20 protein-coding genes are annotated in these 25,736 nt (G+C 37.2%); 10 read left to right on the top strand and 10 right to left on the bottom strand.

Features of this window, described 5'->3' with window-relative positions:
* Nucleotides 1-2,153: 2,153 nt before the first annotated feature.
* A complete protein-coding gene (locus FEZ18_RS10145) occupies nt 2,154-2,906 on the bottom strand; it encodes an enoyl-CoA hydratase/isomerase family protein (RefSeq protein WP_410505151.1) in 753 nt (250 codons plus the stop codon).
* A 99-nt stretch (nt 2,907-3,005) separates the two neighbouring features.
* Here FEZ18_RS10145 and FEZ18_RS10140 point away from each other — a divergent pair, with 99 nt between their 5' ends.
* On the top strand, nt 3,006-3,320 hold the full coding sequence (locus FEZ18_RS10140) for a rhodanese-like domain-containing protein (RefSeq protein ID WP_153268199.1): 315 nt from the start codon (nt 3,006-3,008) through the stop codon (nt 3,318-3,320).
* Between the two features lies 1 nt (nt 3,321).
* Here FEZ18_RS10140 and FEZ18_RS10135 read toward each other — a convergent pair whose 3' ends face one another.
* The 4 genes from FEZ18_RS10135 to alaS form a co-directional block, all read right to left on the bottom strand.
* Nucleotides 3,322-4,257 (bottom strand): pyridoxal-phosphate dependent enzyme, encoded by a 936-nt coding sequence (locus FEZ18_RS10135; RefSeq protein ID WP_153268198.1) that lies wholly within the window; start codon nt 4,255-4,257, stop codon nt 3,322-3,324.
* Nucleotides 4,258-4,268: 11 nt separating this feature from the next.
* Nucleotides 4,269-4,883, bottom strand: a complete 615-nt coding sequence (locus tag FEZ18_RS10130) for a DUF4230 domain-containing protein (protein ID WP_153268197.1) — start codon at nt 4,881-4,883, stop codon at nt 4,269-4,271.
* A gap of 105 nt (nt 4,884-4,988) precedes the next feature.
* Nucleotides 4,989-5,939 (bottom strand): GSCFA domain-containing protein, encoded by a 951-nt coding sequence (locus tag FEZ18_RS10125; RefSeq protein WP_153268196.1) that lies wholly within the window; start codon nt 5,937-5,939, stop codon nt 4,989-4,991.
* A gap of 111 nt (nt 5,940-6,050) precedes the next feature.
* Nucleotides 6,051-8,666, bottom strand: coding sequence for an alanine--tRNA ligase (alaS, locus tag FEZ18_RS10120; protein WP_153268195.1), 2,616 nt, complete (start codon nt 8,664-8,666; stop codon nt 6,051-6,053).
* Between the two features lie 131 nt (nt 8,667-8,797).
* On the opposite strand from alaS, the gene FEZ18_RS10115 reads away from it, so the two are divergent.
* The 5 genes from FEZ18_RS10115 to FEZ18_RS10095 are packed head-to-tail and all read left to right on the top strand — an operon-like array spanning nt 8,798 to nt 12,053.
* Entirely contained in the window at nt 8,798-9,769 is a 972-nt protein-coding gene (locus FEZ18_RS10115; RefSeq protein ID WP_153268194.1) for a M23 family metallopeptidase, read from the top strand.
* Nucleotides 9,769-10,098 carry a MerR family transcriptional regulator gene (locus FEZ18_RS10110; protein WP_153268193.1) on the top strand — a complete coding sequence of 110 codons (330 nt, stop codon included), beginning with the start codon at nt 9,769-9,771 and terminating at the stop codon, nt 10,096-10,098. The genes FEZ18_RS10115 and FEZ18_RS10110 overlap by 1 nt, the downstream gene beginning before the upstream one ends.
* A 60-nt stretch (nt 10,099-10,158) precedes the next feature.
* A complete protein-coding gene (locus FEZ18_RS10105) occupies nt 10,159-10,752 on the top strand; it encodes a LemA family protein (protein ID WP_153268192.1) in 594 nt (197 codons plus the stop codon).
* Between the two features lie 7 nt (nt 10,753-10,759).
* Nucleotides 10,760-11,200: a TPM domain-containing protein gene (locus FEZ18_RS10100; protein WP_153268191.1), complete on the top strand. Its 441-nt coding sequence runs from the start codon at nt 10,760-10,762 to the stop codon at nt 11,198-11,200.
* A gap of 10 nt (nt 11,201-11,210) precedes the next feature.
* Nucleotides 11,211-12,053 carry a TPM domain-containing protein gene (locus FEZ18_RS10095; RefSeq protein WP_153268190.1) on the top strand — a complete coding sequence of 281 codons (843 nt, stop codon included), beginning with the start codon at nt 11,211-11,213 and terminating at the stop codon, nt 12,051-12,053.
* Nucleotides 12,054-12,418: 365 nt separating this feature from the next.
* On the opposite strand, the gene der is transcribed toward FEZ18_RS10095, so the two are convergent.
* On the bottom strand, nt 12,419-13,723 hold the full coding sequence (gene der, locus FEZ18_RS10090) for a ribosome biogenesis GTPase Der (RefSeq protein ID WP_153268189.1): 1,305 nt from the start codon (nt 13,721-13,723) through the stop codon (nt 12,419-12,421).
* 164 nt (nt 13,724-13,887) lie between these two features.
* On the opposite strand from der, the gene FEZ18_RS10085 reads away from it, so the two are divergent.
* Entirely contained in the window at nt 13,888-14,397 is a 510-nt protein-coding gene (locus FEZ18_RS10085) for a GTP-binding protein (RefSeq protein ID WP_153268188.1), read from the top strand.
* On the opposite strand, the gene era is transcribed toward FEZ18_RS10085, so the two are convergent.
* From era to FEZ18_RS10070, 3 genes are all read right to left on the bottom strand, one after another.
* Nucleotides 14,398-15,279: a GTPase Era gene (gene era, locus FEZ18_RS10080; protein WP_153268187.1), complete on the bottom strand. Its 882-nt coding sequence runs from the start codon at nt 15,277-15,279 to the stop codon at nt 14,398-14,400.
* A gap of 365 nt (nt 15,280-15,644) precedes the next feature.
* Entirely contained in the window at nt 15,645-16,388 is a 744-nt protein-coding gene (locus tag FEZ18_RS14865) for an FKBP-type peptidyl-prolyl cis-trans isomerase (RefSeq protein ID WP_153268186.1), read from the bottom strand.
* Nucleotides 16,389-16,464: 76 nt separating this feature from the next.
* Entirely contained in the window at nt 16,465-17,346 is an 882-nt protein-coding gene (locus tag FEZ18_RS10070) for a LysR family transcriptional regulator (protein ID WP_153268185.1), read from the bottom strand.
* Nucleotides 17,347-17,429: 83 nt separating this feature from the next.
* Between FEZ18_RS10070 and hutH the strand changes: the two genes are divergently transcribed.
* The 3 genes from hutH to hutI are packed head-to-tail and all read left to right on the top strand — an operon-like array spanning nt 17,430 to nt 22,166.
* Nucleotides 17,430-18,920, top strand: a complete 1,491-nt coding sequence (gene hutH, locus FEZ18_RS10065) for a histidine ammonia-lyase (RefSeq protein ID WP_153268184.1) — start codon at nt 17,430-17,432, stop codon at nt 18,918-18,920.
* 13 nt (nt 18,921-18,933) lie between these two features.
* Complete coding sequence (locus FEZ18_RS10060; RefSeq protein ID WP_153268183.1) at nt 18,934-20,931, top strand: urocanate hydratase; 1,998 nt, start codon at nt 18,934-18,936, stop codon at nt 20,929-20,931.
* The gene (hutI, locus tag FEZ18_RS10055) at nt 20,931-22,166 is read left to right on the top strand and encodes an imidazolonepropionase (protein WP_153268182.1); all 1,236 of its coding nucleotides are present in this window, start codon (nt 20,931-20,933) and stop codon (nt 22,164-22,166) included. Before FEZ18_RS10060 ends, hutI begins: the two co-directional genes overlap by 1 nt.
* A 2,275-nt stretch (nt 22,167-24,441) precedes the next feature.
* On the opposite strand, the gene FEZ18_RS10050 is transcribed toward hutI, so the two are convergent.
* A complete protein-coding gene (locus FEZ18_RS10050; RefSeq protein ID WP_153268181.1) occupies nt 24,442-25,638 on the bottom strand; it encodes a hypothetical protein in 1,197 nt (398 codons plus the stop codon).
* Between the last annotated feature and the right edge of the window lie 98 nt (nt 25,639-25,736).

Here is a 25,736-nt window from a genome sequence, read left to right as displayed (position 1 = left end):
ACGAAGCCATCTTTTGATTGAAAGGGCAAGTAAAATCGTGAGATTCTTCGCTGCGCTCTGAATGACAGGCTGCTCTGAATGACAGACTCCACTTTGAATAATCCACGTCTGTCATTCAGAAGGAGGCACGACTGAAGAATCTTTATAATGAGTTATGCTAAGTTTATAGAGAAAGAGATTCTTCCCTGTACTCTGACAGGCTGCTATGAATAACAATACACCGTAACAATCCGTCATGGCGAGGAGGAACGACGAAGCCATCTTTTCAATTAAAACGACAAGTAAAATCATGAGATTCTTCGCTGTGCTCTGAATGACAGGCTACTCTGAATGACAGACTGCGCTTTGAAAGACAGCACATACTAATTATACGTCATGGCGAGGAAGCATGACGAAGCCATCTTTTGATTAAAAGGGCAAGTAAAATCGTGAGATTCTTCGCTGCGCTCTGAATGACAGGCTGCTCTGAATGACAGACTTCGCTTTGAATAATCCACGTCTGTCATTCAGAAGGAGGCACGACTGAAGAATCTTTATAATGGGTTATGCTAAGTTTATAGAGAAAGAGATTCTTCCCTGTACTCTGACAAGCTGCTACGAATAACAATACACCGTAACAACCCGTCATGGCGAGGAAGCATGACGAAGCCATCTTTTGATTGAAAGGGCAAGTAAAATCGTGAGATTCTTCGCTGCGCTCTGAATGACAGGCTGCTCTGAATGACAGACTTCGCTTTGAAAGACAGCACATACTAATTATACGTCATGGCGAGGAAGCATGACGAAGCCATCTTTTGATTAAAAGGGCAAGTAAAATCGTGAGATTCTTCGCTGCGCTCTGAATGACAGGCTGCTCTGAATGACAGACTTCGCTTTGAATAATCCACGTCTGTCATTCAGAAGGAGGCACGACTGAAGAATCTTTATAATGGGTTATGCTAAGTTTATAGAGAAAGAGATTCTTCCCTGTACTCTGACAGGCTGCTATGAATAACAATACATCGTAACAATCCGTCATGGCGAGGAAACATGACGAAGCCATCTTTTCAATTAAAACGACAAGTAAAATCGTGAGATTCTTCGCTGCGCTCTGAATGACAGGCTGCTCTGAATGACAGACTTCACTTTGAATAATCCACGTCTGTCATTAAGAAGGAGGCACGACTGAAGAATCTTTATAATGGGTTATGCTAAGTTTATAGAGAAAGAGATTCTTCCCTGTACTCTGACAGGCTGCTATGAATAACAATACACCGTAACAATCCGTCATGGCGAGGAAGCGTGACGAAGCCATCTTTTGATTGAAAGGGCAAGTAAAATCGTGAGATTCTTCGCTGTGCTCTGAATGACAGACTTCGTTATAAACAACTACACACAGTGGTGTTCCGACATTGCGAGGAAGCATGACGAAGCCATCTTTTGATTAAAAGGGCAAGTAAAATCATGAGATTCTTCGCTGCGCTCTGAATGACAGGCTGCGCTTTGAATAATCCACGTCTGTCATTCAGAAGGAGGAAAGACTGAAGAATCTTTACAATGGGTTATGCTAAGTTTATAGAGAAAGATATTCTTCCCTGTACTCTGACAGGCTGCTATGAATAACAATACACCGTAACAATCCGTCATGGCGAGGAAGCATGACGAAGCCATCTTTTGATTGAAAGGGCAAGTAAAATCGTGAGATTCTTCGCTGTGCTCTGAATGACAGGCTCTGAATGACAGACTTCGCTTTGAAAGACAGCACATACTAATTATACGTCATGGCGAGGAAGCATGACGAAGCCATCTTTTCAATTAAAACGACAAGTAAAATCGTGAGATTCTTCGCTGCGCTCTGAATGACAGGCTGCTCTGAATGACAGACTTCGCTTTGAATAATCCACGTCTGTCATTCAGAAGGAGGCACGACTGAAGAATCTTTATAATGGGTTATGCTAAGTTTATAGAGAAAGAGATTCTTCCCTGTACTCTGACAGGCTGCTATGAATAACAGTACACCATAACAATCCGTCATGGCGAGCAGGAACGACGAAGCCATCTCACAATATAAAAGTACAATTTTAAAGAACGAACTTACTAAGTCAACAGATTATTAACTCTCTATTGGGGTTTTTCCTCAAATAACATTCATATTGCAACGTTAAATATAAAAACTACATAAACCGCTTCAAAGTTTCTTTTGTAAACGTACTCAACACCAAATGACCACTAATTTCGGCACGCTCCATAAGCAAACTATCCCAGTGTGCCGTATCTTTCCAAAATACCTTTTTCATTTGCACTAAAGCTTCAGGATTATAAGTTGCTAGATTTTCAGCTAAAGTTTTAACGGCTTCATCTAAAGCTTCAACAGTATCAAAAACATCAGCATAAAGGCCTTTTTCTTTAGCGAATTGCGCCGTATAAAACTGCTCGGCATTAATCGTTATTTGAGACATGGCCGTTTGTCCTATTTTTCTGGAGACTGCAGGTTCAATTACAAAGGGGCCAATTCCAATACTTAACTCACTTAATTTTATCGCGGCGAATTGGCTTGCTAAACAATAGTCTGTCGCTGCTGCCAAACCAACACCGCCGCCAACAGCTTTACCTTGTACACGTCCAATAATTAGTTTTGGACATTTTCGCATGGCATTTATAACATGAGCGAAACCAGAGAAAAACTCCTTTCCTGTTTCTGTATTATTAATAGCGATTAGTTCTTTAAAACTAGCTCCTGCACAAAATGTCCTGTCGCCAGCACTTTTTAAAACGACGACTTTAACTCGCTCGTTTTTAGCAGCTTCAATAATAGTGTTTTCTAATTTTTTAAGATTGTCACTTGGCATGGCATTGTGATCGGGATGAAAAAACTCAATCGTTCCAACACCAGCTTCTATTTGTAACGTAACATATGGCTGCATTATCAATATATTTTGAGGTTGAATATATAAAAATTAAAAGTAACACTTGTTACATTCTTCATTAAAATTAATTGGATATTTGCACAAATAATAAACTAAAATATGGGGTTATTTAGCCTGTTCTTTGGTAACAAAAGGCAAGAAATGATTAAAGAATTTAAAGCAAAAGGCGCTATTATAATTGATGTGAGATCACAAGGTGAATACAATCAAGGCGCTATTCCAAAATCTAAAAACATACCACTACAAGTCTTTAATTCTAAAATTAAAGAGATAAAAAAATATAATAAACCGGTAATCACGTGTTGTGCAAGCGGTATGCGCTCTGCGAGTGCGGCCTCTATTTTAAAAAATAACGGTATTGAAGCTGTAAATGGAGGTGGTTGGTATAGTTTGTATAAAAAACTAGAAGAATAAACTAAAACGGTAACTGGCTTAAATCTACATTGCCTCCAGAAAGTATCACACCAATTTTTTTGTGCTTTAAAACTTCTTTTTCTTTTAACAGCGCTGCAAAAGCGACTGCACTTGATGGTTCGATAACGATTTTCATGCGTTCCCAAATCAGTTTCATGGCGTAAACAATATCATCTTCTTCAACACGAATAATAGTATCGACATGCGCTTTTATAATCGGGAAATTTCTATCGCCTAAATGCGTTCTTAAACCATCTGCAATAGTATTTGAGGTTTCATTTTTTTCAATAATTCCAGATTTTAACGACCTGTAAGCATCATCGACTGCTATGGGTTCGCCAGCAATCACTTTACAGTTCTTAGAAAAATATTTAGATGCTAATAAGGTACCAGCTAACAAGCCACCACCACCAACGGGCGTGAAAATATAATCTAAATCGGGATAATCTTCCAAAAATTCTATGGCAGCTGTAGCGTTTCCGTAAATTACAGCATCATCATTCGAGGGGTGTATAAAAGTTGCACCTTTCTCCATTTGAATGCGTTTTGCTTCGAACTCGCGCGCCTCGAGGTTTGAGTCGCATTCCACAATAATACCTTTATAAGTTTTTACAGCCTCTTTTTTAACTTGTGGTGCATTTTTAGGCATTACAATATAAGCTTTAACACCCATTTGTTTGGCGGCTAATGATAAGGCCTGTGCAAAATTACCCGATGAATGCGTAACTACGCCTTTACTTTTTTGAGTTTCGGTTAAGTTTAAAATAGCATTCGTAGCACCCCGCATTTTAAAAGCCCCCATTTTCTGAAAGTTCTCGCATTTAAAGAATACTTGAGCTTCACAAATAGTGTTTATTAATTGTGAGGTTAACACTGGGGTATTGTGAATGTATGATTTTATCCGATTATGCACATTTTGCAAAGTCACTTTATCCATTATTACGTAATTTATAGTTTTAAATCTTGAAAACTATTCATCGAATCCATAGGTGTTTCATTGCATATTAATGTCCAACCTAGAGAATTAGTTAAAATATAAAATTTTGAAAGCTCGGTTACTAATCTATTTTTAGCATTAGCTTTTAACCCAGATTTTTCTATTTTTTCAGATAAAGAGGCTTTAACTGTGTTTTTAATTTGATTATAATCCTTGGCCACAAACGGATTAAGAAAATCGGCTTGCACATCGTAATATTCGAAATCTGGATAAATTTTAATTTCTTCTTCTGGAATGCTAATTATCTCAAGTGTTTTGTTGGCTTCATCAATTTTAAATTCAATTTGACTTAAATCGTAGGCTATCGTGACATCAGCATTTACAACAACAAGCGCTTTTTTATCGAAAGAAAGGTATTTACCGAAAATTTCTTGAGAATGTTTATAATTAAAAACTTCACTAAAATGACCTTCGGTAACAATGAGTTTACCCACGTTTAAAATTTGCTCTTGAATAAGCATAGAACTTTCCTGAAGTACTATTTTATCTTCTTTTTTATCTTCACAATATTTAAACGCAAATAAAACAACCAGCGTTATTACAACACCTAACAAAATTTTTCGCATGTACTAATTTAGAAATAATTTTGGTAATATGTCACAAAATTCAATTTATAAAACCATGAAGTTAATTGCAATTGATTTCTGATTTTGTGTTCTTAAAATCTGATGTTAAAAATAAATTTGAGGATATTGAGATTGTAGTCTTTTTATCTTCATATCTAAATTTTGAAGAAATTTTTGATGTGCTTCAGACTTAGAATTAAATGGTTTGTGTTGTAATCGCTTTTGAATGGCATCGACTTCCATCATGGTTTGTAAAGCGTCTTTCGAGACCCAAACATCTCGAAATTTCTCCCAAATATAATTTATAGCCACTTGGTTTGGATGCACCATATCTTCGGCATAGAACCTATAATCTCGCAGCTCATCCATCATGATTTCATAGGAAGGAAAATAATACAACCCCTCATCATGATTAATTATTTGATGTAAGGCGGTAATTAAATGTGCTTTACTTAAGGTGTTTTCTACAAAACCATCTTTTAAATGTCTTACCGGCGAAACCGTAAACACCATGGATGCATTTTTGTTTACACGTCTTACCAATGCCACCGTGTGGTTTAGCGATTTGCAAATGGCATTAACCGTCATTTTTTCTCTACGGAATTGTTCTTGAGGTACTTTATGACAGTTCGCAACGGTTTTACCAGTTTCAAGAGCGTTGTAAATCCAAGCTGTACCCAGTGTAATTACAATATGTGTTGTCTTTTGAATTTGTTGATTTGTTAATTGAATGGCAGTATTCAAATCTCTTAACAAATTCTCTTTTGATGTGTTACTTAACCGAGAGTGTGCCTCAAAACAATGCCATTGTTCGTTATGAAAAAACACATCTTCCTCTCGATATTCTTTTTGATTTACAGCATTAAAAACCAATGTTTCAATAACCTTTGGATTGAATAAGATCCCTAAAGGATTTTGAAGCTTATTAAATTTAAAATGGTCTAACTTCTTACCTATGTTTTCCACAAAACAAGAGCCTAACAATAGTAGATTAGAATTGTAATCTATTAAATTTTGAGATTGTTGGGTTAGTTTTATTTTGGTTTGAAGGTTCATTTTATTGTAGTTTTTACACAGAGATTCACAGAGCAACACAGAGATTCACAGAGATATACTTTTAAAATTTCTGTGGAAGCCTCTGTGTTTTAATTTTGTGTCTTTGTGCGACTATTCGATATAACGCTTAGCAGCCTCCAAAGCCTCATTAATCCCTCCGGGCTTCTTACCTCCAGCAGTAGCGAAAAATGGTTGTCCGCCGCCGCCGCCTTGAATAAATTTACCTAAGTCTTTAACCACTTGTCCCGCATTTAAACCTTTACTAGCCACCAATTCTTTTGAAATATAGCAAGACAGTAAGGCCTTTCCGTTTTGCTCTGTGGCAAATAATAAGAATAGATTATCAAACTGAGTGCCCAACTCGAAAGCTACATCTTTAATTCCAGAGGCATCTAAATTTATTTGTTTAGCTAAAAATTGGATTCCGTTTACATCTTGTAATTCACTCTTAAGTTCGGCTTTAATATTTTTAGCTTTTTCTTTTAATAACGCCTCTATTTGCTTTTTAAGATTGCTGTTTTCATCTTGTAAATTTTGAAGTGCTTTAACAGGTTCTTTAGCATTGTTAAGCAAATCTTTCATTTTAAAATACGCGCTAGTATTTTCAGAATAAAAATCTTTTACAGCGTCGTTGGTAATGGCTTCAATACGGCGTATGCCCGCTGCTACGGCGCCTTCAGACACGATTTTAAAATGCCAAATGTCGGCTGTGTTTTTCACGTGTGTCCCTCCACAAAGTTCTACTGACTGTCCAAATTGAACGGTACGTACCGTATCGCCATATTTTTCTCCAAATAAACTTACAGCACCATCAGCTAGGGCTTCCTCTTTTGGTATGTTTCGTTTCTCAATTAATGGTAATTTCCCTTCAATTCTTCTATTTACAAAGTTTTCGACCTCTTGTAACTGCTCTGCTGTTAATTTTGAGAAATGTGAAAAATCAAATCGCAAATATTTTGAGTGTACCGCGCTTCCTTTTTGCTCGACATGCGCACCTAAAACCTCTCTTAATGCTTGGTGCAATAAATGGGTTGCGGTATGATTACATGTGGTTCTGTGTCGCTGTTTAGCATCTACTACAGCTTTAAAAGTGGCATTAAGATCCTTTGGTAAGTTTTTTGTAAAATGAATAATGACATTATTCTCTTTTTTGGTATCTAAGATGTATACCACATCGCCTTGAGCCGATTCTAAATAGCCTTTATCGCCAACTTGACCACCACCTTCAGGATAAAATGGTGTTAAGTTAAACACTAATTGATACCTATCCCCTTCTTTTTTTGAGCTGATTTTTCTATAGCGCGTTAATTTTACATGAGCCTTTAGGGTATCGTAACCTACAAATTCTTCGACGTCGTCATCGCTTAAAATGGTCCAGTCATCTGTAGACATTTCACTAGCGGCACGCGAACGGTTTTTTTGTTTTTCGAGTTGCTCATTAAAGCCTTTCTCATCTAACTTTAAGTTTTTTTCAGAGAGAATCAAAGCTGTTAAATCTATAGGAAAGCCATAAGTATCATACAACTCGAATGCTTTTTCACCAGAAACGGTATCGCCTTTAGTTTCGCTAACTATGGCGTTTAACAATACCAAACCTTGATCTAGGGTTCTTAAGAAGGATTGTTCTTCTTCTTTTATAACATTTTCAATAAGTTGTTTTTGGGCAAGTATTTCTGGAAAAGCGGTTCCCATTTGTTTACTTAAAACATCAACTAAACGGAAAATAAAAGGTTCTTTTTTATTGAGAAAAGTGAACCCGTAACGCACGGCACGACGCAATATTCGACGTATCACATAGCCTGCCCCCGAATTACTGGGTAATTGTCCATCTGCAATGGAGAAAGCCACAGCGCGAACATGATCTGCTATAACACGAATAGCGATATCGGTGGGTTCGTCCTTGCCATAATCTTTACTGGTAATAGTTTCAATCTCGCGAATTATGGGGATGAATACATCGGTATCGTAATTAGATTGTACGCCTTGTAAAACCATACAGAGTCGTTCAAACCCCATACCTGTGTCAATATGTTTTTCTGGTAAGTTTTCTAGGCTTCCATTGGCTTTTCGGTTGTATTGCATGAAAACTAAGTTCCAAATTTCGACTACTTGAGGGTGATCCATATTAACCAAAGTCTTTCCGTCTACCTTGGCTTTTTCTTCAGCCGAACGAATATCGACATGAATCTCACTACAGGGTCCGCAAGGCCCTTGATCGCCCATTTCCCAGAAATTATCGTTTTTATTACCCTTTAAAATACGATCTTCGGCAATGTGTTGTTTCCAAAAATCATAAGCTTCGGTATCCATAGGTAAGTTATCGGTATCATCACTACCTTCAAAAACGGTAACGTATAAAATATCTTTATCAATACCATAGACCTCGGTTAACAATTCCCATGCCCAATCAATAGCCTCTTTCTTAAAGTAATCACCAAAACTCCAATTACCCAACATCTCAAATAAGGTGTGGTGGTAGGTATCGTAGCCCACCTCTTCTAAATCATTATGCTTACCAGAAACCCGCAAGCATTTTTGGCTGTCTGCAATTCTGTTGTTTTTGGGTTGGGCATTGCCTAAAAAATATTCTTTAAACGGCACCATGCCAGCATTCACAAACATTAGTGTAGGGTCGTCTTTTAAGACCATTGGTGCAGAGGGTACAATGGTATGCTTTTTGCTTTCAAAAAAACTTAAAAATTTTGAACGGATATCTTGTGATTTCATGTACTTTTATTGTAAATCTTATTTCTATTAAATTGCCTTGTATGTAAAACAATTTTTATCTTTGTTCGTTTTCATTTTTAAACCAATATTGAGATTGATTTTTTAAATGCAAAAATAGTATAATTTAAACAATGAGTAAGGTAAAATATTATTACGATTCTGAAACGCTTTCCTATAGAAAAATTGAACGCAAAAAAAGGACAACATTTGCCTATGCTTCTTTATTTTTATTAGGCACATTTTTGTTTTCATTAATCATTTTTTTTATCGCCAATTTGTATGTTGAATCTCCTAAGGAAAAAGCATTAAATAGAGAGCTTCAAAATATGGAGTTGCAGTTTCAATTACTCAACAAAAAAATGGATGAAGCCGAAGCGGTTTTAGCAAATGTTGCCGAAAGGGACAACAATATTTACCGTGTATATTTTGAAGCAAACCCTATTCCTGAAGAACAAAGAAGAGCGGGTTTTGGAGGTATAAACCGATATAGAGATCTAGAGGGTTTCGACAATTCTAAACTCATTATTGAAAGTAGTAAGCGATTAGATATTTTACAAAAACAGATAGTAGTACAATCAAAATCACTTGATGAAATTACCGTTTTAGCTGAAGAAAAAGAAATCCTTTTAAGTGCTATACCCGCCATTCAACCTGTAAAAAATGAAGATTTAACTCGTATGGCCTCAGGTTACGGCGTACGAACCGATCCGTTTACCAAAGTTAAAAAAATGCATTGGGGTATGGATTTTTCTGCACCAACAGGAACCCCTATTTACGCTCCTGGCGATGGCATTGTTACTCGTGCAGATTCTAGATCTAGTGGCTACGGTAAACATATTAGAATAGACCACGGTTTTGGATACGTAAGTCTTTATGCTCACTTACATAAATACAATGTAAAAAAGAACCAAAAAGTAAAACGTGGCGACATTATTGGCTTTGTTGGCAATACTGGCCGATCTATGGGACCACATCTACATTACGAGATTTATAAAGACGGCAAACGTATTAACCCAATAAACTTTTACTACGGTAGTTTAACCGCAGAAGAGTTTAACAAATTGCTAGAAAGCGCGTCTCAAGAAAATCAATCTTTAGATTAATGCATATAGATTTACCTGAAAAAAGATATTATGGTATTGGCGAGGTAGCCAAGGCCTTTCATGTAAACACTTCATTAATAAGATTTTGGGAGAAAGAATTTGATGTGCTTAAACCCAAAAAAAACGCCAAGGGCAATAGAAAGTTCACACCTGAAGACATACAAAATTTAAAATTGATATACCATCTCGTTAAAGAACGTGGTTTTACTTTAGAAGGCGCAAAAACGCATTTAAAAGAAGGTAAAAAAGAAACCCTAACCAATTTTGAAATTATTAGTAAACTTGAAAATGTAAAAAACCAATTGATTAAAATTAAAAATCACTTGTAACAATTTGAGTTTACGGTACACTTATAAATTAACAAAACAAACAACTAAAAAACGATTACGATGAAAAAATTTTTACCATGGATTATTATCGCTATTTTGGCTTTTGCAGGCTATTCTTGGGCGAAAAACTTTAATAATACCGCTATTGATTTAAGTGAAACAGCTACAAAATCTTGGGCTAATGTAGAAAGCAGTTACCAAAGGAGAAACGATTTGATTGGCAACTTAGTAAAAACGGTTCAAGGCGCAGCCGATTTTGAAAAGAGCACTCTAGAAGCGGTTATAAACGCGCGAGCCAAAGCGACTTCAATAAATATAGACCCTAGCAATATTACACCCGATCAGTTGCAAGAATTCAATCAAGCTCAAAGCGGATTAAGCAGTGCACTCTCACGCTTATTAGTAAGTGTAGAACGTTATCCAGACTTAAAAGCCAATCAAAACTTTTTAGAACTACAAGCGCAATTGGAAGGCACAGAAAACAGAATTAACGTGGCTAGAGATCGTTTTAATGCAGCCATAGAGCCTTATAACAAACATATTAAACGATTCCCTAATTCCATTTTAGCCGGGATTTTTAATTTCGAAGCCATGGATTACTACAAAGCAGAAGCAGGAAGTGAATTGGCTCCAGATGTAGAATTTGAATTTTAAATAAGAGATGCCAAACCATATTGAAGCCTTTTTAACTCCCCAAGAAGAACGTGATATTATTGAAGCCATTAGGTTAGCCGAATTAAACACCTCTGGCGAAGTAAAAATTCATATTGAAAAAACCTCGAATGGAGACGCCACAAACCGTGCTTTAGAGGTTTTTCACGACTTGAAAATGGACAATACCAAACTTAAAAATGGTGTGTTAATTTACGTTGCTGTTAAAGACAAAACCTTTGTAATTTATGGCGACATTGGCATAAACAAAGTTGTCCCAGATGATTTCTGGGATAGCACAAAAGATGTGATGCAATCGCATTTTAAAAAAGGAAACTTTAAACAAGGTTTAATTGAAGGTGTTCAGAAATCTGGAGAACAACTTAAATCTTATTTTCCATATTCAGACTCAGATACCAACGAGCTCTCTAACGATATTTCTAAAGGATAGTAAAAAAGGCATGCCACATTTAGTTTTCATTATTACATCTGTTTTTAAAGCCCCCCACCTTTTCAAAGCAGTACTTCTTGCACTTTTTGCCTGTAATATTTCTTTTGCGCAATTTGATGTCCCTGAAATACCTAAGTTTCAAACAAGTGTTTACGATTACACCAATTTGCTTTCAGAATTTCAAAAAAATAGCTTAGAAGAGAAGCTTATAAAATATTCAGATACGACATCTACTCAAATAGTTGTCGCTATTATAGAGTCGACAAATGGCGAGAACATTAACTATTTGGGCGCTCATTGGATTGATAAATGGGGTATTGGTCAAAAAGGGAAAGACAATGGCATACTGGTACTCTTAGCGTTAACCGATAAAAGAATAGGAATTAATACAGGTTATGGTGTGGAACATCTTTTAACTGATGCCTTATCTAAACGCATTATAGAACGCGATATTATACCATATTTTAAAGTCAATGATTATTATGGAGGCTTAAATCGGGGTGTAGAATCTATTTTTGAAGTTCTAAAAGGTGAATATCAAGGCACTCGACAATCTAATCCTAGTACTGAAATCCCTATTGGTTTTATCGTTGTGGTTATTTTCATTTTACTACTACTGCTTTTATCCTTTTTTAAAAACCGTAAAAACGGAGGCAAAGGCGGAGGTGGATTTAATGGCCATGACCGGGATGGCATGAGTCTTTTAGAAGCGCTAATTTTAAGTAATGCTGGACGAGGATCTTACAGAGGTAGCTCTGGTGGTTTTGGTGGCGGTGGTTTTGGTGGCGGTGGCTTTGGAGGAGGCTTTGGCGGAGGTTCTGGCGGCGGAGGTGGCGCATCTGGTGGTTGGTAAACCTAATCTGTCGTTTTACCGTTTTTAAATCCATCATACCAAATTAACCAGGTCATGCCGCCTATAAATCGTTTACTCACATCTTTCTATTTTATAAGGTGTTCATGATGTGCTTCGCAGTTCTTTTCAGTCCATATTTCGGTATAAGATTAAACCATAACTTTGACTATGCTTTGATTTTAGCTCACGCACATATTATAGTAAAATAACGAGTTCGTGAATCTGCGTATATCTCATCTGAGCAAAAAAACAATTGAAATTAACCATGCGACATTTTAAAATGAAATAGGTATTACCACACAAAGAAGCACATTAAAATAAGATACTTTAATGTGCTTCTTTGTTAAATTTAATACGGTAAAATATTACTTCTTCCTCATATAAACACTAATGGGCACACCTGTAAAATTGAAATGCTCACGCAGTTTATTTTCAAGAAAACGCTTATAACCATCTTTTACATACTGTGGTAAATTACAAAAAAACACAAATTGAGGTTGCGGTGTAGGCAATTGCATAACATACTTAATTTTTACATATTTGCCTTTGTATGCCGGCGGCGGATAGTTTTCTATTAACGGTAAGAAAATCTCATTTAACTCACTTGTTTTTATCCTTTTGCTTCTGTTTTTGTAAACCTCTACAGCGGTTTCAATAGCTTTAAAAATTCGTTGCTTGTTAAGCACGGAAATAAAAACGATAGGCACATCGGTAAAAGGTTCCATTTCTTTTCTAATGGCTTTTTCGTATTCTTTCATAGATTTATGGTCTTTTTCCACCAAATCCCATTTGTTCACTAGAACAACGATACCTTTTCGATTGCGTTCTGCCAACCAGAAAATATTTTGCACTTGCCCATCAAAACCTCGTGTAGCGTCCATAACCAACAAGCAAACGTCGGCATGCTCTATAGCTCGCACACTACGCATAACTGAGTAAAATTCTAAATCGTCCTTTACCTTAGCCTTTCGTCGAATTCCTGCTGTATCAACCAAATTAAACTCGAAACCGAAGCGGTTGTATTTGGTATCGATAGAGTCTCTTGTTGTTCCCGCAATATCGGTAACGATATACCTATCTTCACCAATTAATGCATTTATAAAAGAAGATTTACCTGCGTTTGGGCGACCAACTACTGCAAATCGTGGTAAAACATCCTCCTCAACCTCCTTAGTTTCTGGCAATGCTTCCACTAAGGCGTCTAAAAGATCACCTGTTCCGCTTCCGCTAATACTGGCGATAGTGTAGTATTCACCCAGTCCAAGTGAATAAAACTCTACAGCATCTTGGGCACGTTTGGCGTTATCTACTTTATTTACAGCAAGAAAAACGGGCTTATCAACCTTTCGCAATAATTTAGCCACATCTTCATCCATTCCAGTAACACCAGACTCGACGTCAACCATAAAAATAATGGCGTCGGCTTCTTCAATAGCTAACTCTACTTGTTTGTCGATTTCAGCTTCAAAAATATCGTCACTTCCTAAAACATATCCGCCAGTATCGATTAATGAGAACTCTTTACCGTTCCAATCACTTTTTCCATAATGTCGATCTCTCGTAACACCACTTGTGGCATCAACTATGGCTTCCCTTCGCTGAATTAATCGATTAAAAAATGTAGATTTACCTACGTTTGGACGACCTACTATTGCTACTATATTACTCATACTTTTTTAATTCTATAACAGTCTATAACTGAATTTAATATCGCTTGGGATATAATTTTTGCAAAAATAGAAAATATACCTGATGCTACACGATTTTTAAGTAAAGAATAAAACTATTTATAAATTAAAAAAAAATCGCTACTTTAAACCTGTAAAATAAATCTATGCCAATTACTAACGATATTGTATTACGACCGCGGTTTAAAATTGAATTAACAACAAACAGCGAAACGCTCTTGAAGGCCTTCGAAGATGCTAAAAAAACCCAAACAGATTTTATCATTAATAGAATAGACGACCATGTTTTTATTAGACTACCCAAGGCCAAACAAAAATTTTGGTCTCCAGAACTTCATTTAGAAATAAATGAATCTGGAAAACACACTTGTTCATTACATGGATTATTTGGCCCAAACCCCACGGTTTGGTCCATGTTCATGTTTTTTCACTTTATTGTAGCCACCCTTTTTATTGGTTTTGGTGCTTGGGCTTATAGCAATTGGACTTTAAAAAATGATTATGTTGTACAACTAAGCCTTATGTTTTTAATGGTAATTGTCTGGTTTGTACTTTATTTTGCAGGCCGCATAGGTAAAGCCTCAAGCAAAAATGAAATCGAGGATTTACATAATTTTATGACGCGAATTTTAGAAAACCAAGGTTTAAACTTCTAACTAAGAATTATAACCAAAACGTTTTAATTGGTTTTGATTACTACGCCAATTTTTATTCACTTTTACGTATAATTCAAGATGAATTTGCTTGCCAAAGAATTTTTCTAAATCTTTTCGTGCTTCCACACCAACTCGTTTTAGAGCGGCTCCTTTATGGCCTATAATAATACCTTTTTGAGTGTCACGCTCGACCATAATAACAGATCGGATGCGAATAATCTTTTCTTCTTCAAGAAACTCCTCGGTTTCAATTTCGACTGCATAAGGGATTTCCTTTTTGTAATGCATTAAAATTTTCTCGCGTATGGTTTCGTTTATAAAAAAACGCTCGGGTTTATCGGTTAACTGGTCTTTTGGATAAAAAGCTGGCGATTCTGGAAGTAATTCCAAAATACGATTAAAAACTTCTTTCACATTAAACCCTTCTAAAGCAGAAATAGGAATAATTTCGGCATTAGGCACTTTTTGAGTCCATAATTGAACCTGATTTTCCAATTCTTCTTGGTTACTTTTATCAATCTTATTTAACAACAGGAGCACAGGAATTTTACTGTTTTTAATTTTATCGAAAAAAGCATCGTCTTTTAGTTCATGCTCACCAATTTCAACCATATAAAGTAAAATATCGGCATCTTCGAAAGCCGATTTTACAAACCCCATCATAGATTCCTGTAATTGGTAGGCTGGTTTTATAATGCCCGGCGTATCACTAAACAATACTTGAAAATCATCTCCATTAACAATACCCAAAATTCTATGCCTGGTTGTTTGTGCTTTAGATGTTATGATGGATAGTTTTTCGCCAACAAAGGCATTCATTAATGTGGATTTACCAACATTTGGATTGCCAATAATATTTACAAAACCTGCTTTATGACCCATATTGTTATTTCATATTTATGGTTGCAAAGTTACAACCTTGATGCCTTATTTTCACTATTTATTGTCTAAACTCAAAAAAAACCAAGAAATATTTACCGCTGTCTTCTCAACTATTATTGATATAATTGTTAATAACAAAGTGCTAACTCCACTAAAATCGAGGCTAACGATTTCATTATTGAAGACAAAAATAACCTACTGTTTTTGCAAAAGACGTTTTAATGATAAGTATTTATTAATCTAAAGAACTCTATATCTTGCCACCTTTATTTAAAAGACATAATATAATACATAGGGTGTTAAAAAAAAACAGCCGCTTAAATTATTATTAAACGGCTGTTTTACTAATTCGTATTGGAGTATTATTACTCGGTAATTTCTAATAATTCAACCTCGAAAATCAAAGCGTCGAATGGCTTAATTTTACCACCTTGACGTGGAAAAGCACCATAAGCAAGTTCTTGTGGAATAAAAAACTTGTATTTCGAACCTACAGGCATAAGCTGTAAACCCTCTATCCACCCCGGAATAACTTGATTAACACCAAATTCTGATGGAACACCTCTTTCTACAGAGCTATCAAAAACCTCACCATTAATTGTTGTACCGTGGTAGTGCACTTTAACTTTAGACGTTTCTTGAGGTTTATCCCCTTTACCTTCTTTTAATACAATATATTGTAATCCAGAAGCGGTAGTTTGAACACCATCTTTAGTTTTGTTTTCCTCCAAAAAGTTTTCTCCAGCAACTTTAACATCGTTAAATTCTTCTTCAGCTTTCTTTAATTGTTCCGCTTGTTGTTTTTCTTGCTCTTCTTGTTGCTTCTTTGTGAAATAATCGGTTAAAAGAGTTTGTACCTGATCATCTTCCATTAAAATATTTAAAGAATCTAAACCATTAATAAATCCTTGTTTTATTAAATCTATATCGGCTTCATTAAAATTACTACGCTCTATATTACCTTTTAAACCTTTACCCATATTTAAACCAACGGCATAACTAACCGAATCTAGTTGAGTATTTAATGGTTTGTTAGTCACTCCGTTTTGATTACAAGAAAATAACAGAGTTGCCACAAAAGCGACACTTAAAAATTTAATAGTTTTCATTATTATAGTTTGTTTTTAAATTGACGGTAAAAATATGGTTTTTATTGCAGTATACAAAGCAGGTTTTTATTCCCTTTTAATTAATATTCACTAAAAACTTCTTTAACATAGGGTTTCTATTGTTTTTATTCCAAACAACCGATAATATTGTTTTTTGTAAAATGTTAGTCAACTCGATAAATTTAATGCCTTTAACCGTTAAATTTTGAAGTGATTTTGGGACTATAGAAATACCAAAATTATTTTCAACCAATTTATAAATAGACGTGGCATGAATAGTATTGTGCGCAATTATTGGAGTGAAACCCGCGTCGTCAAAAATTTGCATCACTTTTTCATGATATGAGGCACTATATTGCGGATCGAACAATATAAAATCTTCATCTTTAAACTGATTCATATTTATAAAACTAGCCTCATTTATAGGATGGTTTTCGGGCAAGACCAAGCAAAAATTCTCTTTTAAAATGGGCTTCATCTGTAAATCCCTTGGCACACGTTCTATCCTCACAAAACCAATATCTATATCTAAAGACAGTAAACTGTCTATTTGTTTTTGATTGCCCAACTCCTTTAAACCAAACTGCGCATAGGGATTTTGTGATCTGAATTTTAAAAGTAAATTCGGAATAATTTCTTGCATAGCAGATCCCACATATCCAAATTTTAAATCGCCTTTAATACCGTTGTTTATTAATTTCGTTTGGTTTAAAATACGGTCTAGATCTTTTAAATGTTGTGTGATTTGGGTTTTTAAATACTGTCCTGCTTTTGTAAGTTCCACTTTTCTGTTGTGCCGCTCAAACAATGTCAAACCCAAATCGTCTTCCATTTGCTTAATTTGTCTACTTAAGCCAGGTTGTGATATAAATAGACGTTCGGCGGCTTTTCTAAAATGCAAATCTTCAGCTACTGCAATAAAATATTTAAAATGCCTTAACTCTAATTGATGCTTCATAATTATTAATTAACTATATAATTAATCTTGTTAAGCATCAAAAATAAGAATAACTTTGTTAAAACCCCCGTTAAACCAAAACCATGTTTAAATACGGAATAGATCAACTTACAGTAAAAAAAGTAATGGCGATTGCCAACGGAAGTTTAAAGGCAATTATTAATCAAGCAGCCATTAAAAAAATAGAAGACTGCAGGCAAAACGTTGAAACTATAGCCTGTTCAAACCAAGCCGTATATGGTATTAATACCGGGTTTGGTCCCTTGTGCGACGTTCAAATCACACCCGAGGAGACCAGCAAACTACAAGAAAACCTATTAATTACACATGCTGTTGGTGTGGGTAAACCAATTGATAAAATGGGTTCTAAAATCATGATGATTTGTAAAGTACATGCCCTATGTCAAGGGTTTTCTGGAGTGCGTTTAGAATTAATTGAGCGCATTCTCTATTTTATAGATCACGATTTAATTCCTGTAGTTCCAGAGCAAGGCTCGGTTGGTGCGTCTGGAGACTTGGCGCCTTTAGCCCATTTGTTTTTACCGCTATTAGGCGAGGGTGAATTTTGGTTTGAAGGCACCATTACACCCGCAAAAAATATTCTGAAACAGCACGGTTTAAAACCAATGAGCTTAGAAGCTAAAGAAGGCTTAGGTCTAATAAATGGGACACAGTTTATTTTAGCCCACACCATTATGGGTTTAGACAAAATGAACTATTTACTCGATTTAGCCGATGTTGCTGGCGTGATGAGTTTAGAGGGTTATCAAGGCAGTGCCTCACCTTTTAAAGAAGCCTTGCATAACATTCGGCCGTTTAAAGGCAATATAAAAGTCGCCGCACGCATTAGAATGTTACTCAAAGATTCGCAAAACCTAAAAAATCATTTTAAATGCAACCGCGTACAAGATCCCTATTCAATACGCTGCATGCCACAAGTACATGGCGCTTCAAGAAATGCCTACTATCATTTAAATGAATTGGCAGAAATTGAAATGAATTCGGTTACAGACAATCCCATTATATTAAGTGAAACAGAGGCTATTTCTGGCGGAAATTTTCATGGTCAACCCCTAGCCATGGCTTTAGACTACGCCTCTATTGCCGCCTCAGAATTAGGCAATATTGCAGATAGGCGTTGTTATTTGTTATTAGAAGGCCAATACGGCTTACCACGATTATTAACCAAAGCTGGTGGTTTAAATTCTGGTTTTATGATTCCGCAATACACCACCGCAGCATTGGTAACAGAAAACAAATCCTTGTGTTTTCCGCCATCGGCAGATAGTATTCCAACGTCTTTAGGGCAAGAAGACCACGTATCTATGGGCAGTATTTCTGGACGGCAGTTCAATCAGATTTTAGGAAATATTGAAAGTATCTTAGCCATCGAACTCATGTACGCTGCACAAGCTATGGAATTTAGAAGACCCAATACCTTTTCTGAAATCATTGAAGAAAATTTTAAAATAATTAGGAGCAAGGTGCCCAAATTAGAAGATGATCGTATTTTAAAAGACGACATCCACACCCTAATAACTATGGTGAAAAACCGCGCTTTTATTGTAAACTAACACCGTTTAAATCATGACCTTTAAAGCACATATATTACAAGGCATTCCAAGCCAATTACCTGTAAAACGCCCCTACCCAAAAGATGCCAACCGCGCACCAAAGCGAAAGGATATTTTATCGAAAGAAGAAAAAAAACTCGCCATTCGCAATGCCTTGCGGTACTTTCCTAAGAAATGGCATGACACCTTAGCGGAAGAATTTGCTCAAGAACTACAAGATTTTGGACGCATTTATATGTACCGTTTTAAGCCAGATTACAAAATGTACGCCAGAGACCTTGCTGAATATCCTTCCAAATGCACCCAAGCGGCAGCGATAATGCTCATGATTCAAAACAACCTCGATCCTGCTGTAGCACAACATCCCGAAGAATTAATTACTTATGGTGGTAACGGCGCCGTGTTTCAAAATTGGGCGCAGTACCTTTTAGTAATGCAGTATTTAGCGATTATGACAGATGAACAGACCTTACATTTGTATTCTGGGCATCCTATGGGGTTATTCCCATCATCTCAACATGCGCCTCGAGTGGTCGTCACCAATGGCATGGTAATTCCCAATTATTCGAAACCCGACCATTGGGAAAAATTTAATGCTTTGGGGGTTTCGCAATACGGACAAATGACGGCTGGTTCCTTTATGTATATTGGCCCGCAAGGCATTGTTCACGGTACTACCATTACGGTTATGAATGCGTTTAGAAAGATTTTAAAAAAGAACGAATCCCCAGCAGGGAAAATATTCTTAACCTCGGGTTTAGGCGGCATGAGTGGCGCGCAACCCAAGGCAGGAAATATTGCGGGTTGTATTAGTATTTGTGCCGAAGTCAATATAAAAGCGGCCACAAAAAGATACGAGCAAGGTTGGGTGGATTTGCTTATTGATACTATGGACGATTTGGTTGCTCGAGTAAAACAAGCACAAGCCAATAACGAGGTGGTTTCGATAGCTTTTATTGGAAATATAGTTGATGTTTGGGAGCGTTTTGATGAAGAAGACATTTTTGTGCACGTCGGATCCGATCAAACCTCGCTCCATATCCCGTGGACTGGTGGTTATTACCCTGTTGGTGTGTCTTATGAAGAGTCAAACCGATTAATTCGTGAAGCTCCAGAACTATTTCAAGAAAAGGTACAGGCGTCTTTGCGTCGCCATGCCGCGGCCATTAATAAGCACACCAATAAAGGCACATACTTTTTCGATTACGGCAATGCTTTTTTATTGGAAGCCTCAAGAGCAGGAGCCGATGTTATGGCAGAAAATGGCATCGATTTTAAATACGCGTCGTATGTACAGGATATTTTAGGTCCTATGTGTTTCGATTATGGATTTGGACCATTTCGCTGGGTTTGCGCTTCTGGAAAAACTGAAGATTTAGATAAAACTGATGAAATTGCTGCGCAAGTTTTAGAGGATATCATGCTGCATGCACCTGAAGAAATAAAATTGCAAATGCAAGACAACATTATCTGGATAAAAAACGCAAAACAAAACAACATGGTTGTGGGTTCGCAAGCGCGTATCTTGTATGCCGATGCCGAAGGTCGAACCAAAATAGCCCAGGCCTTTAATCAAGCCATTGCCAAAGGCACTATTGGCCCTGTGGTTTTAGGCCGAGATCACCACGATGTTAGCGGTACCGATTCGCCGTACCGAGAAACCTCTAATATTTACGACGGCAGTAAATTTACAGCAGATATGGCTATGCACAACGTTATTGGCGACAGTTTTAGAGGCGCAACTTGGGTCTCTATACACAATGGCGGTGGCGTAGGCTGGGGCGAAGTTATTAATGGCGGTTTTGGCTTGTTATTAGATGGTACACCCGAAGCGGAATCCCGTTTAAAAAACATGCTGTTTTACGATGTAAATAACGGTATTGCACGCCGAAGCTGGGCAAGAAACGAACCTGCTTTATTTGCTATAAAACGTGAAATGGAACGCCGGCCAGATTTAAAAGTAACATTACCCAATTTAGTTGAAGACAGCATTTTAAACAATTTATTTTAATGACGACTTTATTTAAAAACATAAAAGAACTTATTCAAGTTCGCGACCAGCACATCGATTTTATTTCTGGTGCAGATATGAAAATTTTACCAACCATTAAAAATGCTTTTTTAGTGCTTGAAGACGGATTAATTTCAGATTATGGACACATGAACGATTGTCCGAAAACGACATTCGATACGATAATCGATGCCACAGGGAAAATGATACTGCCCTCTTGGTGCGATTCGCATACGCATATTGTTTATGCTGGAAATCGTGAAGGTGAATTTGTAGATAGAATTAACGGCTTGTCTTATAAAGATATAGCTAATAAAGGTGGCGGTATTTTAAATTCTGCTAAAACACTTCAAGAAGCTTCAGAAGATGATCTGTACAATCAGAGTAAAATCCGTTTAGAAGAAGTGATGCAATTGGGCACAGGAGCGGTCGAAATTAAATCGGGTTACGGCTTAACGGCCGATGCCGAATTAAAAATGCTTCGTGTAATTAAACGCTTAAAAGAAAACTATCCCATTGAGATAAAAGCCACTTTCTTAGGGGCGCATGCTGTTCCTAAAGATTATAAAAATGATAAAGCGGCTTATCTTAAAATGTTAATTGATGACGTAATGCCCAAAATTGCCTCGGAAAAACTCGCAGAATATGTCGATATTTTTTGTGAAACGGGCTATTTCTCTGTGGAAGACACCGCACTCATTTTAGAAGCTGGCAAAAAACACGGCTTAATACCTAAAATACACGTTAACCAATTTAATGCTATTGGTGGCGTACAAGTTGGTGTAAAACACCAGGCCTTATCTGTAGATCATTTAGAGATTATGCGCGATGAAGATATCACTGCGCTTCAAAATACAACAACCATGCCGGTGGCGTTACCTAGTTGCTCTTACTTTTTAAGTATTCCCTACACACCTGCCAGAAAAATGATTGATGCGGGTTTACCTTTAGCCTTAGCAACCGATTACAACCCGGGCTCAACACCATCTGGAAACATGAATTTTGTGATTTCTACAGCCTGTATTAAAATGAGAATGACCCCAGAGGAAGCCCTAAATGCCGCCACAATAAATGGTGCCTATGCGATGGGATTAGAAACACAAGTTGGTAGCATTACAAGAGGGAAACTGGCGAACTTAATACTAACAAAACCTATTAATTCGTATTATTTTATACCCTATGCTTTTGGAAACCATCAAATAGAACGGGTGTTTTTGAAAGGAGAAGCAATATGAGGTTTTAGATAAAAACCGCATCCTATCATTCTGGATGAATCCCGTCATACAGGGCAGCCTGTCATTCAGAGCACAGCGAAGAATCTCATGATTTTACTTGCCCTTTCAATCAAAAGATGGCTTCGTCATGCTTCCTCGCCATGACGGATTATTGATATGTGTAGTTGTTTATAACGAATCCTGTCAATCAGAGCAGCCTGTCATTCAGAGCAGCCTGTCATTCAGAGCGCAGCGAAGAATCTCATGATTTTTACTGGTCGTTTTAATCAAAAGATGGCTTCGTCATGCTTCCTCGCCATGACGGATTTTTGCGGTGTGTAGTTGTTTATAACGAATGCTGTCATTCAAAGCGAAGTCTGTCATTCAGAGCACAGCGAAGAATCTCATGATTTTTGCTTGTCGTTTTAATGGAAAGATGGCTTCGTCATGCTTCCTCGCCATGACGGATTACCACTGTGTGTAGTTGTTTATAACGAATCCGGTCAATCAGAGCAGCCTGTCATTCAGAGCACCGCGAAGCATCTCATGTTTTATTTGTCGTTTTAATGGAAAGATGGCTTCGTCATACTTCCTCGCCATGACGGATTACCACTGTGTGTAGTTGTTTATAACGAATCCGGTCAATCAGAGCAGCCTGTCATTCAGAGCACCGCGAAGCATCTCATGTTTTATTTGTCGTTTTAATGGAAAGATGGCTTCGTCATACTTCCTCGCCATGACGGGTTGTTACGGTGTGAGGTTGTTCATAGCAGCCTGTTATTCAGAGCGCAGCGAAGAATCTCATGATTTTTACTGGTCGTTTTAATCAAAAGATGGCTTCGTCATGCTTCCTCGCCATGACGGATTGTTATGGTGTGAGGTTGTTCATAGCAGCCTGTCATTCAGAGCACCGCGAAGCATCTCATGATTTATTTGTCGTTTTAATGCAAAGATGGCTTCGTCATGCTTCCTTGCTATGACGGGTTGTTACGGTGTGAGGTTGTTCATAGCAGCCTGTCATTCAGAGCACAGCGAAGAATCTCATGATTTTTACTTGTCGTTTTAATGGAAAGATTGCTTCGTCATGCTTCCTCGCCATGACGGATTGTTGATGTGTGTAGTTGTTTATAGCGAATCCTGTCATTCAGAGCAGCCTGTCATTCAGAGCACAGCGAAGAATCTCATGATTTTTGCTTGTCGTTTTAATGGAAAGATGGCTTCGTCATGCTTCCTCGCCATGACGGATTGTTGATGTGTGTAGTTGTTTATAGCGAATCCTGTCATTCAGAGCAGCCTGTCATTCAGAGCACAGCGAAGAATCTCATGATTTTACTTGCCCTTTCAATCAAAAGATGGCTTCGTCATGCTTCCTCGCCATGACGGATTATTGATATGTGTAGTTGTTTATAACGAATCCGGTCAATCAGAGCAGCCTGTCATTCAGAGCACCGCGAAGCATCTCATGTTTTATTTGTCGTTTTAATGGAAAGATGGCTTCGTCATACTTCCTCGCCATGACGGGTTGTTACGGTGTGAGGTTGTTCATAGCAGCCTGTTATTCAGAGCACAGCGAAGCATCTCATGTTTTATTTGTCGTTTTAATGGAAAGATGGCTTCGTCATGCTTCCTCGCCATGACGGATTGTTATGGTGTGAGGTTGTTCATAGCAGCCTGTCATTCAGAGCACCGCGAAGCATCTCATGATTTATTTGTCGTTTTAATGCAAAGATGGCTTCGTCATGCTTCCTTGCTATGACGGGTTGTTACGGTGTGAGGTTGTTCATAGCAGCCTGTCATTCAGAGCACCGCGAAGCATCTCATGTTTTATTTGTCGTTTTAATGGAAAGATGGCTTCGTCATACTTCCTCGCCATGACGGGTTGTTACGGTGTGAGGTTGTTCATAGCAGCCTGTTATTCAGAGCACAGCGAAGATTCTCATGGTTTTTACTGGTCGTTTTAATTGAAAAGATGGCTTCGTCGTACCTCCTCGCCATGACGGATTATTGATGTGTGTAGTTGTTTATAACGAATCCTGTCATTCAGAGCAGCCTGTCATTCAGAGTACAGCGAAGAATCTCAAGGTTTTTACTTGTCGTTTTAATGGAAAGATGGCTTCGTCATGCTTCCTCGCCATGACGGGTAATTAGTATGTGTTGCCATTCATCATAGGAACGTGTCATACAGTGCGCAGGGAAAAATATTATGTTCTATAAATATAGGAATAGACATTAAGACAAAAAAAAATCGGAACCCTAAGATTCCGATTTTTAATTATTTTAAGAAACTTTAATCTTCTTAGAAGAAGAATGTTGCAGAAAATGCAGTTCTAAAGTTTCCAACTTCGTCAATTCCGGTAGTATTGAAGTCTCCATTAGAATCAATATTACCATACTGAGCAGTAGTATAATCTAACTCCAGTCCAAAACGTACTTTACCAACAGTATAATCTACACGCGGTGAAATTCTGTATGAATTTTCAACTTCAGAAGAAACAATAACAGAATCGTAATCGTTACCAAATCCACCATCTTGAGTATACCCAGCAAATAGACCCCAACCCCAGTTGTCGTCAAATTTACCACTAAACTCTGTCCATGCAGAAAGTACTTCACTATCCAATAAGTCTCCGTTAGCCTCTCTAGCGTAACCACCTAAAGCTAATTGCTCAGTTGTGTTACCACCGTACTGTCCGTAAAGCTTCCAAGTTACTTCACCTAATTGAGCTTTACCATAAGCCATGAAAGATAAGCTAGTGTGGTTATCATTTTCTGCAGAACCACCAGTTCTATCATTAAAATCGATAGTTTTTGCAGTAGCACCAATACCACCAACGATATTATCGTCGTCACCAGCTTGTAATTGTACGTGGAATGTAGGCACTCCAGAGAACTTAACGCCAGCACCTCCAAAATCAGTTCTACCACTTGCTGTAGTAAAATCTCTTTCGGTTAACATCGCTGCTGTAAAACGTACATCTCCTTTTGTAGAGAAACGAATTTGTGGCGAACGGTTAAACGGTTGGTAAGGTACACCAGCATTAAAGGCGTGTGTTCCAGGAGACACGTTAGTTACAAACGTTGGGTGCCAGTACTGACCAAACAACCACTCTACTTTATCGTTAGATAGTGTAAAGAAGGCATGTCTTAGTCCAAGACTGTTAATGTCACCTCCATTAGCTCCAAAAAAGTGCGCTTCAATAACAGCAGCTGTTTGGAATCCTAAAAATTCTGGACCGGTAACGCTAGCTTTTAAACGGGTTTCGATAGCGAAACTGTTAAAGCTAAACTCTTCGTTAATGTCGTTACCATTAGCATCTAATACCTCAGGTAAAGGATACTCGTAGAATTGACCTTCTCTGGTGTCTTTTAGTCTACGCGTATCTAACTGGTAGTCACCTTTTACGTAACCATTCCATTTTACGGTAAAATCTTTTTCTTGCTCTTCTTGAGCTTGAACAGTGTTAAATTGTACTAGGCCAACACATAGTGCCATTAGTACTAAAAAATTGCTTTTTCATAATGAATTGAATTTATATAATAATTTGGGTTAATTTTTAAACCAACTATTTACTCTTCAAATAATTTTTAATT

The sequence above is a fragment of the Oceanihabitans sp. IOP_32 genome (assembly GCF_009498295.1).
Lineage (GTDB): Bacteria > Bacteroidota > Bacteroidia > Flavobacteriales > Flavobacteriaceae > Wocania > Wocania indica.
Note: the sequence above shows the minus strand (reverse complement) of the source record. Positions and strands in the feature narration are given on the sequence as shown.